The 12,879-nt window shown below is 50.6% G+C and carries 10 protein-coding genes; 7 read left to right on the plus strand and 3 right to left on the minus strand.

Going from position 1 to position 12,879, the window contains the following annotated elements; genetic code table 11:
• Window positions 1–1,204: 1,204 nt before the first annotated feature.
• The 4 genes from arcD to arcC all read left to right on the plus strand — a co-directional run bounded on the left by arcD (window position 1,205) and on the right by arcC (window position 6,680).
• Window positions 1,205–2,632 (plus strand): arginine-ornithine antiporter, encoded by a 1,428-nt coding sequence (gene arcD / locus HA050_RS14240; RefSeq protein ID WP_166827415.1) that lies wholly within the window; start codon window positions 1,205–1,207, stop codon window positions 2,630–2,632.
• Window positions 2,633–2,645: 13 nt separating this feature from the next.
• A complete protein-coding gene (gene arcA / locus HA050_RS14245; RefSeq protein ID WP_166827418.1) occupies window positions 2,646–3,902 on the plus strand; it encodes an arginine deiminase in 1,257 nt (418 codons plus the stop codon).
• Between the two features lie 447 nt (window positions 3,903–4,349).
• Window positions 4,350–5,360: an ornithine carbamoyltransferase gene (locus HA050_RS14250; RefSeq protein ID WP_166827421.1), complete on the plus strand. Its 1,011-nt coding sequence runs from the start codon at window positions 4,350–4,352 to the stop codon at window positions 5,358–5,360.
• Between the two features lie 390 nt (window positions 5,361–5,750).
• The gene (gene arcC / locus HA050_RS14255; RefSeq protein WP_166827424.1) at window positions 5,751–6,680 is read left to right on the plus strand and encodes a carbamate kinase; all 930 of its coding nucleotides are present in this window, start codon (window positions 5,751–5,753) and stop codon (window positions 6,678–6,680) included.
• A gap of 37 nt (window positions 6,681–6,717) precedes the next feature.
• Here the strand turns inward: arcC and HA050_RS14260 are convergent, their stop codons facing one another.
• On the minus strand, window positions 6,718–7,632 hold the full coding sequence (locus HA050_RS14260) for a LysR substrate-binding domain-containing protein (RefSeq protein WP_166827427.1): 915 nt from the start codon (window positions 7,630–7,632) through the stop codon (window positions 6,718–6,720).
• Between the two features lie 118 nt (window positions 7,633–7,750).
• Between HA050_RS14260 and HA050_RS14265 the strand changes: the two genes are divergently transcribed.
• Window positions 7,751–8,356 carry a LysE family transporter gene (locus HA050_RS14265; protein ID WP_166827430.1) on the plus strand — a complete coding sequence of 202 codons (606 nt, stop codon included), beginning with the start codon at window positions 7,751–7,753 and terminating at the stop codon, window positions 8,354–8,356.
• Between the two features lie 110 nt (window positions 8,357–8,466).
• Here the strand turns inward: HA050_RS14265 and HA050_RS14270 are convergent, their stop codons facing one another.
• Window positions 8,467–9,012 (minus strand): cupin domain-containing protein, encoded by a 546-nt coding sequence (locus HA050_RS14270; RefSeq protein WP_166827433.1) that lies wholly within the window; start codon window positions 9,010–9,012, stop codon window positions 8,467–8,469.
• Window positions 9,013–9,269: 257 nt separating this feature from the next.
• On the opposite strand from HA050_RS14270, the gene HA050_RS14275 reads away from it, so the two are divergent.
• On the plus strand, window positions 9,270–10,022 hold the full coding sequence (locus HA050_RS14275) for a gamma-glutamyl-gamma-aminobutyrate hydrolase family protein (RefSeq protein ID WP_166827435.1): 753 nt from the start codon (window positions 9,270–9,272) through the stop codon (window positions 10,020–10,022).
• A gap of 436 nt (window positions 10,023–10,458) precedes the next feature.
• Here HA050_RS14275 and HA050_RS14280 read toward each other — a convergent pair whose 3' ends face one another.
• On the minus strand, window positions 10,459–11,238 hold the full coding sequence (locus tag HA050_RS14280) for a type 1 glutamine amidotransferase (RefSeq protein WP_166827438.1): 780 nt from the start codon (window positions 11,236–11,238) through the stop codon (window positions 10,459–10,461).
• Window positions 11,239–11,374: 136 nt separating this feature from the next.
• Between HA050_RS14280 and HA050_RS14285 the strand changes: the two genes are divergently transcribed.
• Window positions 11,375–12,703 carry a glutamine synthetase family protein gene (locus HA050_RS14285; RefSeq protein ID WP_166827441.1) on the plus strand — a complete coding sequence of 443 codons (1,329 nt, stop codon included), beginning with the start codon at window positions 11,375–11,377 and terminating at the stop codon, window positions 12,701–12,703.
• Window positions 12,704–12,879 lie beyond the last annotated feature (176 nt).

Genomic DNA, 12,879 nt, shown 5'->3' on the forward strand with positions numbered 1-12,879 from the left:
TTTCATTTGACTTTGCATCTTGGTGCAAATGTGTAAATTTCAGGGTAAAGCTTCACTTTTATTACGTTAGGAAAAAATAATATTGTGAGAATGTAGAGCAACAACGCGGCGATTGTAAACACATGACAGGCAGCTGTTGTAAATACAACGAAAACTTAATAAAAGTTTAACAAAAGAAAAAGTAATTATTACGTAAGCATTTACTTTAAAAAGAGTACAAACTGCCCAAAAAATAGGCTTGTACGCCAGTTTATAAACTGAAGAACAGCCTTTGCTCCATTCTCAAGCTATATACAGCTCACTTCTGCCAGTTAGACAGAGGGCCAATTTTTCAGTCTGTAACGTTTTCAATTTGCACACAGTATTTGCGCAGCTGGCGAAATATTGTGCTCATATACAGTATTGAGCAGCCCCCTCCCCACCCTGTTTACGTCTGCAACCCCACCTCACTGCAACAGACCTGGCTCAAAATCAGCCCTTGCAGCAGGTATTTTTCAAGGCTTGTACGCCTGTCAAATACTTACAAAAATCAACTTTTTTATTGCCGACTAAAGACATAAAACTGTCAGTAAACACAAATAATTGCCTCTGTCTGCCCCGGAGACACAACGTGCTGCCTTTCTTTTTTTGTATGACAATTACGTAGCCAGCATCATCAAACTACAAAATAAGTATTAACAATGTAAAAGTACCTTTATCAGCATTCGCTTAAATATTGTTTATTCTCAAAGATAAGCACCATCAATAATTACAACACTGTATTGCGTGGGGGTATTTGAAACACCCCGGATGAAAAATTTAATATGAAAAACAAAAAATACCGCACAACACATTGTTTATATGCATTTTTTTAAAAACGGACCATCAGGTTTAATTCAATGCTTTAAGCAAAAATATAAAGAGAAAGTTTTTTTTCATCTTAATAAAAACACTTCATAACCGCTAAGACCATGATTGCAATGTGTTTTGTTTTTCCTGAAAAACCATCAATCCGGCTAAGGGTATCAATGTTGTTTTTCATCAAAAAACACGTAGTCGATAAGGATCAAACTACAAACACCTACTGCTGTGAACCACGCTCCATCTAAATAAGTAAAGCTTACAACGAGTAAATAGCACTATTACTTTTGCTTCTTATTGCTTACATAAAAATGGAAAACAGTAAGAGTAGCGTTTAACTTATTCCGTACCGAGGGCTCTAATCATGACGCAATCGTCCCATAAGCTAAGACTGACCGCGCTCACCGCGATGGTGGTCGGATCAATGATAGGCGGGGGGATTTTTTCTCTGCCACAGAACATGGCGCAAAGCGCCGGAGCGGGGGCCACGCTGATTGGTTGGGCAATCACGGCGGTGGGGATGCTGATGCTGGCCTTTGTGTTTCAGACCCTTGCCAACCAAAAACCAGAATTAGATGCCGGTGTGTATGCCTATGCCAAAGCAGGCTTTGGTAATTACATGGGGTTTTCATCGGCCTGGGGCTATTGGATCAGCGCCTTTCTGGGCAATGTCAGCTACTTTGTATTGCTGTTTGGCACACTAGGCTATTTTTTCCCCATATTTGGCGATGGTAATACCGTACCCGCCATCATCGGCGCATCTGTTTTGCTGTGGTCGGTACACTTTTTAGTATTACGCGGGGTTAAGGAGGCTGCGTTTATTAATCAGGTCACGACCGTAGCCAAGATTGTGCCGCTGGTGATGTTTATTATTCTGGCCGCCGTGGCTTTCAAGCTGGATGTGTTCACCGCCGATTTTTGGGGCAAGGGCAATCTTAAGCTGGGCAGCGTGATGGATCAGGTACGCAACATGATGCTGGTCACCGTTTGGGTGTTTATCGGTATTGAAGGCGCAAGTGTTTACTCTGCCCGTGCAGAGAAACGCGCTGATGTGGGCCGCGCTACCGTGATTGGTTTTCTCAGCACCCTGCTGCTTCTGGTGCTGGTGAATGTATTGTCACTTGGGGTAATGAGCCAGCCAGAATTAGCAGGCTTAAAGAACCCATCAATGGCCTATGTGCTGGAGCATATTGTGGGCCACTGGGGTGCGGTGTTTATCTCTGTCGGGCTGGTGATTTCGCTGCTGGGTGCTTTGCTTTCATGGACATTGCTTTGCGCCGAGATTCTGTTTTCAGCTTCCCGCGATCAGACCATGCCCAGCTTTTTACATAAAGAAAACGCCAATGGCGTACCGGCTAATGCGCTTTGGTTATCAAACAGCGCGGTGCAGGTTTTCCTCATCATTACTCTCTTTGCCGCCAGCACTTACACCAGCCTGCTGCTGCTCGCCACCTCGATGATTTTAGTGCCCTATTTCTTATCTACTGCTTATGGCGTGATGGTGGCTTATAAGGGCGACGGCTATGCAGAGCATGGTGGCAATCGCACAAAAGATTTAGGTATTGCTGTGATTGCCACCCTGTACAGCGCATGGCTGATCTATGCGGCAGGCGTGCAATTTTTACTGCTGTCCGCCCTGCTGTATGCACCTGGCGCCATTCTTTATACCAAGGCGCGTAAAGAAAGCGGGCAGATTGTTTTTACCACCATTGAAAAGTTCATTTTTGCAGCCGCTGTAATTGGGGCCATTGCGGCAAGTTACGGCCTTTACACCGGTTTTCTAAAGCTTTAACTGGAGCTATGTGATGAGTACCGAAAATCTAAAACTAGGCGTTCACTCTGAAGTTGGCATGTTAAGACGGGTTATGGTTTGCTCGCCTGGGCTGGCTCATATGCGGCTGACCCCCAACAACTGTGATTCCTTATTATTTGACGATGTGCTGTGGGTAAGCCAGGCCAAACGCGATCACTTTGATTTTGTCTCCAAGATGCGGGAACGTGGTGTAGATGTCATTGAAATGCACAATCTGCTGACCGCTACCGTGGCGATGCCTGAAGCTAAAAAGTGGATACTCGATCGTAAAATCACTGCAGATTTGGTCGGCATTGGTTTACTGGATGAAGTACGCAGCTGGCTGGATTCACTAGAACCCCGCCATCTGGCCGAATACTTAATGGGCGGTGTGGTTGCTCCTGATTTGCCGGTAGAAACCCCGTCCGAAGTGCTGAGCATCTTCCGCGAAAACTTTGGCAATGCCAGCTTTATCCTGCCACCGCTGCCCAACACCCAATTTACCCGCGATACCACCTGCTGGATTTACGGCGGCGTAACGCTCAACCCGATGTATTGGCCGGCACGACGACAAGAAACACTGTTAGTCACCGCTATTTATAAGTTTCACCCCGATTTTGCCGCCGCCGATGTCAAAGTCTGGTGGGGCGATCCCGATATCGATCATGGCAGCGCCACGCTGGAAGGCGGCGATGTCATGCCAATTGGCAATGGTGTGGTCCTGATTGGTATGGGCGAGCGTACCTCGCATCAAGCCATCGGCCAGGTTGCGATGTCTTTATTTAAAGCCGGAGCCGCCGAAAGAGTAATTGTGGCCGCCCTGCCAAAATCCCGCTCTGCCATGCACTTAGATACCGTCTTCAGTTTTTGCGATCGGGATTTAGTCACCATCTTCCCTGAAGTAGTCAAACAAATTGTCGCCTTCAGCCTGCGCCCGGACGAAAGCAAACCCAACGGCATCGACCTGCGTCGTGAAAACAAACCCTTCCTGGATGTTGTTGCCGAAGCACTCAAATTGCCTGCCCTGCGCGTAGTGCAAACCGGCGGCAATTCATTCGAAGCCGAACGCGAGCAATGGGACGACGGCAACAACGTCGTCGCCCTGCAACCTGGCGTGGTCTTAGCTTACGACCGCAATATCCACACCAACACTCTGCTGCGTAAAGCCGGTGTGGAAGTCATCACCATCAGCTCCGCCGAACTGGGCCGGGGCCGGGGCGGTGGCCACTGCATGACCTGCCCGATTATCCGCGACCCGGTTGATTACTGATTAGCTGAACGCTATTAGAAAAACCAAATTCTGAAGCACGGAGGGCACAGAGAACACGGAGTTTCACGGAGAAAACCTTCTGTGAATTTCAAACTCCACAGTGTGAATTTATAGCGCGGCTCGTAGCACGGGGCTTTTACCCTCCCCTTGAAGCACGCCGCAAAGAGGAACAAGCGGGCGGGGTTTCGCCAAGGGAGCGTGGAACGAGCTGAACCCGCCCGCCGCCGACTCGATTGGACCGCAGAAGGGGCCTTCGTGCTTTTGAAGTTGCGGCTTTGCTTCCTTTCCTGGACGTTCAAGAAAAGGAGCCCATGCGGGGGAATCCCGCAACTGAATCAACTTGCCGAAAGCACTTAAACGATCTTTTTTGCTTTACTCACAGGAAATCAGCGGAATCCGAATACCGCCAGGTTCATTTGTATTTCTTTCGTTTACCGGAGAATCATCATGTCCTTCAATATGCATAACCGTAATCTGCTTAGCCTGATGCATCACACCCAACGTGAACTGCGCTATCTGCTGGATTTATCCCGGGATCTGAAGCGCGCTAAATACACCGGTACCGAGCAGCAACATTTAAAACGCAAAAACATCGCACTGATTTTTGAAAAAACCTCCACCCGCACCCGCTGCTCGTTTGAAGTAGCCGCCTACGATCAGGGCGCAAACGTCACTTATATCGACCCAAGCTCATCACAGATTGGTCACAAAGAAAGCATGAAAGACACCGCCCGCGTGCTGGGGCGGCTGTACGATGCCATCGAATATCGCGGCTATAGCCAGGAAATTGTTGAAGAGCTGGCCGCCTTTGCCGATGTGCCGGTATTTAATGGCCTGACCGACGAATATCACCCCACCCAAATGCTGGCCGATGTACTGACCATGCGCGAACACAGCGACAAGCCGCTGCACGATATCAGCTACGCCTATCTGGGTGACGCCCGTAATAATATGGGTAATTCGCTGCTCTTGATTGGCGCAAAACTGGGCATGGATGTACGCGTTGCCGCCCCCAAAGCACTCTGGCCACACGAAGATTTCGTCGCCCAGTGCCAGCAATTTGCAACTGAATCCGGCGCGCGTATCACACTAACCGAAGACCCGCTGGAAGCCGTAAAAGACGTCGATTTTATCCACACCGATGTCTGGGTATCGATGGGCGAGCCTGTTGAAGCATGGGCCGGGCGTATCAAACAACTGCTGCCCTATCAGGTTAACAGCGCCATGATGAAAGCATCCGGCAATCCGCGCACCAAATTTATGCACTGCCTGCCCGCTTTTCACAATAGCGAAACCAAAATGGGCAAACAAATCGCCGAACAATACCCCTTCCTCGCCAACGGCGTAGAAGTCACCGAAGAAGTGTTCGAATCCCCGGCCAACATCGCATTCGAGCAGGCAGAAAACCGCATGCACACGATCAAAGCCATTCTGGTTTCAACCCTGGGGGATATCTGATTCTGCCTGACGCGGGCATAGCAAAACCCAAATATTGAACCACGGAGGACACTGAGAACACGGAGGAAAACAGGTTTGAAGTACGCCTGTTTTCCTTGAGTGTTGAGCGTGTTCAAACTCAGCAATCTGGCGTTTTTCCGCCGCTCATAGCACGGGGCTTAAATCTCCCCTTTGAAGCACGCCGAAGCGAGGAACAAGCGGGGTGGGGCAGTCGTCAATTCGTGTTTGAGCGAAGCGAGTTGACACAACGCCACTGTCCGCAGTGAGGGGCCTTCGTGCTGGTCGGGGCGGCCTTCTTTGCTTCCTTTCTTGGCCGTTCAAGAAAGGGAGTCCCCTGCGGGGGATTCCCGCACCTAAATCAACGTGCCGAAGGCACTAAAAGGATTCATTATGCGTATCGTCATCGCCCTGGGCGGCAATGCTCTGCTTCGTCGAGGCGAAGCCATGAGTGCAGATAATCAGCGTGAAAACGTCATCATCGCCGCCAGACAAATCGCCTGTGTTGCCCCAAATAATGAGCTGGTTATCGCCCACGGCAATGGCCCGCAAGTAGGGCTGCTCGCTTTACAAAATGCCGCCTACAGCCAGGTCAGCCCCTATCCGCTGGATGTATTAGGTGCCGAAACCGAAGGCATGATCGGCTATATGATTGAGCAGGAGCTGGGTAATCTGCTGCCCGTCGAAACGCCTTTCGCCACCATTCTGACCCAGGTAGAAGTCGACGCTGCCGACCCTGCTTTTAAAAACCCAACCAAACCCATAGGCCCGGTTTACAGCAAGGAAGACGCCAACAGACTGGCCAGCGAAAAAGGCTGGTCAATTGCGCCAGATGGCGACAAATTCCGCCGCGTTGTGGCCAGCCCAAGGCCTAAACGAATTTTTGAAATTCGCCCGGTAAAATGGCTGCTGGAACAAGGCACCATCGTAATTTGCGCGGGCGGCGGCGGGATTCCGACTTGCTACGATAAAGAAGGAAAATTGCATGGCATTGAGGCGGTTATCGACAAAGACCTCTGCTCCGCCTTACTGGCAGAAGAGCTAAGCGCCGATTTACTGGTCATTGCCACCGATGTCAGCGCCACATTTATCGACTATGGCAAACCCACCCAAAAAGCCATCGCCAGCGCCCATCCTGATGAATTAGAACGCCTCGGCTTTGCCGCAGGCTCGATGGGCCCCAAGGTACAAGCCGCCTGCGAATTTGCCCGCAATACCGGTAAAGTAGCGGTCATCGGTTCGCTCAATGATATTGAAGCCATTGTGCAAGGTACTGCTGGCACGCGGGTTTCAATACAGGCAACCGAACTAAGTTACCGTTAAGATTGATGCTTTTAACCCCCAGCCGTAGCGCAATGCGCTACGGCATCTCAATCCCCGCTGGTAAACGAGCCAACATCTCATCTGATTTTTGAAACTCCTGCCTTAGCCAATTCAAAAATACCAAGCGCCTTTCATCTTGGGCAAAGGGCTCTGCGGACAAAACAACATAGCTGGAGCCATCGGGCAGCAAGCCATAGGGGGCAATCAGGCGGCCATTTTTTAGCTCTTCTTCTATCATATAGGCCGAAGCAATCGCCACGCCCAAGCCTGCCGTTGCAGCCTGCAGGCTTAAATAAAAATGCTCAAAATATGAATTTTGATGGCTCGTCACCCCTTGCTGCGCCAGCTCACCCCAACGAGCCCAAGCATCCGGGCGGGTACGGGTATGCAAAAGACGGCTTTGTTCAAGATGAATCTGCCCATCTTGCAGCTGCTCAGGCACGCACACCGGCCCCACTTTCTCCTGCCCTATTTCTTCCGGGTAACAATCTTTTCCCCAGTTGAAATCATTGCGCCTGATCGCTAAATCAATATGGCCGCCCTGAAAGTCAACCACGCCGCCCGCCGTAAATAAATGCAGCTGAATCGCCGGATAACGGGCATAGAAATCGCTTAAACGAGGAATCAGCCAGCGCATGGCAATGGTCGGCTCACACGACACCACCAGCGGCCGGTCGTAAGGATTTCCCTTGAGTTTTTGCAATGTAAGTGTCAGCTGTGCCAGCATCTCCTGGCAGGTATTTTTTAATAGCTCACCTTCTCTGGTCAAAAAAATCGCCCGATTACGCCGTTCAAACAAGAGCAAGCCAAGGCTTTCTTCCAGTTGCTTAATCTGGCGGCTTACCGCTCCCTGCGTCACAAAAAGTTCTTCCGAAGCGCGAATCAGGCTGAGATGACGCGCTGCGGCCTCAAAGACTCGCAAGGCATTAAGTGAAGGGATTCTGACGCTCATAGTTGACTTTTTCTCATGCATTTTCATGAGCATAAATCGATTTTACTGAAACAACAAGACAGCCAAAATAGAGAAATAAAACACAAAACTAACTTTCAACTTTCTTTAGGCCTAGTCTATGAATGAAATTTTTGCCGTCGCTCTTATCACCATTCTGGCCGTTATCAGCCCCGGCGCTGATTTTGCAATGGTTACCCGCAATAGCTATCTTTACGGCCGCAAAGCTGGCTTATTAGCCGCACTAGGGATCGCTTTGGGGGTACAAATCCATGTGATGTACACCATGCTGGGTGTAGGGCTGATCATTTCACAATCACCAGCGTTGTTTACGGTGATCAAAATAGCCGGTGCTCTTTATTTGATCTATATCGGCTACAAAACCTTTACCAGCAAAAGTAAGCTCGATATAGACCTGAGCGCAGGTTCAACTGTAAGCCCTGCATTCAGAAATGGCTTTTTATGCAATGTGCTTAATCCTAAAACCACACTTTTCGTGGTAAGCACCTACACCCAAGTAGTCAACCCAAATACTCCGCTGGCGCAGCAAATTGCCTATGGCTTGTTTATGTCTCTGGCACACGGGCTGTGGTTTGCGCTGGTGGCGCTGTTTTTCTCTCACCCAACCTTAAGATCCGCCATGATTAGCGGGCAAAGCCTGCTCAATAAAATCATCGGCAGCGCCCTGCTTGGGCTGGGAGTATCGCTAGCCTTTGCACCGCATTAATATCGCACAACAGCACAAGCATTTAATTAAAAGTAACGCCCCAGGCTTACGGAAAAACACCGCGTTATCCGTGGTTCAAACCTTGGGTTTTGCTACATAACACCCGTCAATTAAAACGAACCCGGTGTATTGGCGCTGATCACCTCGGCAGCGCAATCGCCGGTATTGCGAAAACGATGCGGTAAGTTGCTGGGGAAATAATAGCCATCCCCAGCCTGCAAAAGATGCACCTGCCCGTCTATGGTCAGCTCCATCTGGCCGCTAACCAGCACACCGCACTCCTGCCCCTCATGCTGCAGCATCTCACTGCCGGTATCGGCCCCCGGCTGATATTGCTCGCGCAGCAGGCCAATTTGCCTGTCCGTAACCCCCGAGCCAATTAAATGCATTTGCACCGCCGCGTTGCCTAAATCAGGCTGCGTGCCGGCAGGGAAAATATAGCTGGGCAAGGTGTTTTCTTGCTCAAAAGTAAAAAACTCAGCAAGAGACATCGGAAACCCTTCCAACAGCTTTTTTAATGAGCTAATCGACGGGCTAACCCGGTTTTGCTCGATCAAAGACACAGTGGCATTGGTCATCCCCGCCCGCTTGGCTAATTCGCGCTGAGATAAAGCAAACCGGCCCCGCACTACTTTAAGCCTTGCCCCTACATCCATTGGCTTTGCCCGTTCAAAATAATCAACACGCTCTTAAAATATGCCATGCCCGGCCAATTAGCCAGAAAGGCCTCTGACTTTTTGCTGCAGCACCACAAAACAGACCCGCCAGGCCTTATACCGCATACAGGAAAATCATTACCGCCTGAATTTGCGCAAAAACTTGTCAAATATAATTAACGAACTAAGCTTAAAGCTATCCAGGGCGGGCATCGTTTGTGCCCGCTCTGTGCATCACATGCAAACCGGGGCCTGTTATGACTCAGCCTGTTATCGGGATTCCATGCTGTCGCTGGTGGTTAAAAGACAGCCATTTTTTTCACCTTGCCGGTGAAAAATATATTCATGCTGCGCTGGCCGCGGGTGGTATTCCACTGCTTATTCCTGCCCTTGGCGACGCCAGCCAGATTGCGCAAATATTAGGCACCATTGATGGCCTGCTGCTGACCGGCAGCCAATCCAATATTGAGCCGCAGCACTACCATGGCAAGCTTTTAGAAGATGATTTTAACGACCCGCAAAGGGACGCCACCACCCTGCCGCTGATTCGTGCTGCGGTGGCTTCAGACATCCCCGTATTTGGAATATGCCGTGGTGCACAGGAAATGAATGTGGCCTTTGGCGGCACGCTGGAGCAAGCCGTCCATCAGCAGACAGGCATGCTGGATCACCGCGAAAAAGACGGCAGCACCGATGAAATGTACGAGGAAGCACACGATATTCAATTGGTGGCTGGTGGCCTGCTGGAGCAGCTATACGGCCAGAGCACAGCCAGAGTAAATTCACTGCACCACCAGGGCGTGGCAAAACTTGCCGACAAACTGCATGCCGAAGCCCTCGCACCCGATGGTCTGATCGAAGCCTTCAGCGTCAAAAACGCCGCCTTCGCAATTGCAGTGCAATGGCACCCGGAGTGGAAATTCCAAAACAACCCGCTGTCCCTCGCCCTGCTGGCAGGCTTCGGCGCCGCCTGCAAAAAACGCCACCTGGCGAGGATGCTGAATCAATAGCAGATATTTAAAAAAGCATATTGAACCACCGCAAAATGATTTTGTAGGGCGGGTGAAATTCCATATGAACTAACCACTTTATTTTTTATATGCAAACAACCAAAAAATGTAATAACCCCGCTTTCAGCACAGGGCTTTTACTCACCCTTGAAAATACGCCGAGTGTGGAACAAGCGGGGCGGGATAGTCGTCAATTCGTGTTTGAGCGAAGCGAGTTGACACAAAGCCGCTGTCCGCAACGAAGGGGCTTTCGTATTTCCTGGGGTCACCTTCTTTGCGTACCAGGATTTCTGGCGAAGCAGAAATCACAAACTTCGCGGGGACTCCTGCACCTAAACACTGTGCCGAAGGCACTAAAAATAACGGTTTTAACGTTTTCTTGATGCAATAAAACACCCAACACAACAAAGCCACCACCATGCCTCAATCCACAAACCTAACGCTTCAAAGCTTCCGACCAGCCAGCGCCACCATGAGGACGTTTTGGCAGGCGAAAGTGCGCGTGCAACACGCCAGAAATACCACACAACCACTGCTCATAAACATGATCAGCAGTCTGATGCAGAGCCGCTACTTTTTCATCCAGATGATGCAGAATCTGCGCCTCGCTTTGCACCGAGCTTTGCCCCTGCCACTGCTGCAGCACCTGTCTGTCCTCAGCGCACCACTGGCGAATACTTTGCGCGGTCACTTCCAGATGCGATTGCAAGCCCAGATGCGGGCCCAGCGCAAAGCCTTTATTCATGCAGTAATAGCCAAACAGCGTGCGCTTAGCACCGCGCGGCACTTCAAAGGTATCGAAGTGCCAGTGAAACATATCCAGCTCACGCTTCTCGCCCATCCATTGGCGCGACTCATCAAACTTGGTCACCAGCACCTTGCCCCAGCCGATTTGCGGCACCGTATTACGACGTACCTGGCCACCCAGGCTTTTGGATAACAGCTGCCCGCCAAAGCAATGACCAAGAATCGGGCGCTCCAGCCTTAAAGCATCCTTAAGCAGAGCCTCCTCTCTTTTAATCCAGGCCAGGCCATCGTTCACCCCCGCATTGGAGCCTAAAACCACCACACCGCTAAATTCGGCAGCACAACGAGGAGGTGTATCCCCTGCATCAATCGCAAAAACACGATAGGGAATGGCATGCTTTTCTAAAAAAGCCTGTAAATAACCCGGCCCTTGAATAGCTTCATGACGACAGATTGCAATGGGTTTCACGGCGGATTTCCAAAGGAGTAATCGACACATCAAGCCTAAGCAATCCCAAAGAAAGAAACCGTAAAAACACACAGAGCTGTTATTAAATTTCTATAAAAATGCCCGCTTAACGAAGTGCTAAAACACGGAGTCAACCATGAGCTTAATCAGCGACTGGCTGCGAGAACGTCGAATCACTGAAGTTGAATGTGTCACGCCCGATTTCACCGGCATTGCCCGCGGCAAAATCGTGCCCAAAGAAAAATTCAGCGAAGACGAAGGCATGCGCCTGCCCGTTACCGTACTGGTGCAAACCGTAACCGGTGAATACGCCGAACACATCACCCCCATCACCGATCCCGATATGCTGCTGATTCCGGATCCCAACACCATCCGCATTATTCCCTGGGCAAAAGACCCGGTGGCGCAGGTGATTCATGATTGCTTTCATTTTGACGGCACGCCGGTAGAGCTATCACCCCGCTATGTGCTGCGCCGCGTGCTCAAGCTCTACGAAGACCGTGGCTGGAAGCCGGTGGTTGCACCTGAAATGGAGTTTTATCTGGTCGATATCAACCGTGATCCTGATCTGCCCTTGCAACCCCCCTTAGGCCGCACCGGCCGCCCGGAAACCGGCCGCAAAGCCTATTCTGTAGACGCGGTGAATGAATATGACGACCTGTTCGAAGATGTTTACGACTATTGCGATGCACAAGGCCTGCAGATAGACACGCTGATTCACGAAATTGGCGCTTGCCAGATGGAAATCAACTTCTTGCACGGCGATGCGCTGGAGCTGGCCGATCAGGTGTTTCTGTTTAAACGTACCGTCAGGGAAGCAGCCATCCGCCACAATATGTACGCCACTTTCATGGCCAAACCCATGGAGAACGAGCCGGGCTCAGCCATGCATATTCATATGAGCGTAGTGGATGAAGTCAGCGGCCAGAATGTGTTTTCTAATGTGGACGGCACGCCCAGCGAGGTGTTTTATCAATCAGTAGCGGGCATGCAAAAATACTTCCCTCAAGTGATTGCGCTGTTCGCCCCCTTTGTAAACAGCTACCGCCGCCTGACCCGCTACTACGCAGCGCCCATCAATGTGCAATGGGGCTTTGATAACCGCACCTGCGGCATACGCGTGCCGCACTCCGACCCCGTGGCCCGCCGCATCGAAAACCGCCTGCCCGGCGTGGATTGCAACCCCTACCTGGCCCTGGCCGCCACACTGGCCTGCGCCTGGCTGGGCATAGAAGAGCAGCTTACCCCCAGCGAGCCCCTCACCGGCGACGCCTACACCCTGCCCTTCGCTTTCCCCAGAGGGCTGGATGCCGCCACCCAAATCCTAAGCGACTGCAAACCCATAGCCGCCGTCCTGGGCGAGCCCTTTATCAAAGCCTATTGCGCAGTAAAAGAAGCCGAATACGTGGAATACGCAAGAGTCATCAGCCCATGGGAAAGAAAACATTTACTGCTGCATGTTTGATGGCTGGTTGGACCGTGAAAACCCAAACCTTTAACCACGGAGGGCACAGAGAACACGGAGAACACGGAGAACACGGAGAACACGGAGAACACGGAGAACACGGAGTTTCACGGAGGAAAAGCTTTTAGAGTTGAGCCGAGTCTTAGGTTATTAATTGTTTCAAACACTGAAAAATA

Origin of the sequence: Iodobacter violaceini, from assembly GCF_011601265.1 — a bacterium.
Taxonomy (GTDB): Bacteria; Pseudomonadota; Gammaproteobacteria; order Burkholderiales; family Chitinibacteraceae; genus Iodobacter; species Iodobacter violaceini.